This window comes from Vibrio sp. TMPB1044, assembly GCF_030442075.1.
Lineage (GTDB): Bacteria > Pseudomonadota > Gammaproteobacteria > Enterobacterales > Vibrionaceae > Vibrio > Vibrio satsumensis.
The window spans coordinates 1-394 of record NZ_JAUJED010000101.1; the positions used below are offsets into that span (position 1 = coordinate 1).

General features: G+C 47.5%; 3 tRNA genes. All 3 read right to left on the reverse strand.

The annotated features are described in order from the left end of the window. Window positions 1-3 precede the first annotated feature (3 nt). Window positions 4-77, reverse strand: a tRNA-Cys gene (locus QQ041_RS24115). A 64-nt stretch (window positions 78-141) separates the two neighbouring features. After that, window positions 142-228: transfer RNA gene (locus QQ041_RS24120), tRNA-Leu, on the reverse strand. 80 nt (window positions 229-308) lie between these two features. After that, window positions 309-384 (reverse strand) — tRNA-Gly (locus QQ041_RS24125). Window positions 385-394 lie beyond the last annotated feature (10 nt).

Here is a 394-nt window from a genome sequence, read left to right on the forward strand (position 1 = left end):
TGATGGAGGCGCCTCCCGGAGTCGAACCGAGGTCCACGGATTTGCAATCCGCTGCATAGCCACTCTGCCAAGGCGCCTTCAATAGTGTTTTAAGAGAACAACTCTTTTGACTAATACCAAACGAGGTAACAATCAAATAGATGGTGCCCCGGGCCGGACTTGAACCGGCACAACGCGAACGTCGAGGGATTTTAAATCCCTTGTGTCTACCAATTCCACCACCAGGGCACGCAATTCTTTATTGCGATGCCGATTACTGAAAAGTAAAACACCATCTTAATGTCGAAATGAATCAACATTACAAAATTTGGAGCGATACATCGGGTTCGAACCGATGACCTCAACCTTGGCAAGGTTGCGCTCTACCAACTGAGCTAGTATCGCATTTTCATTC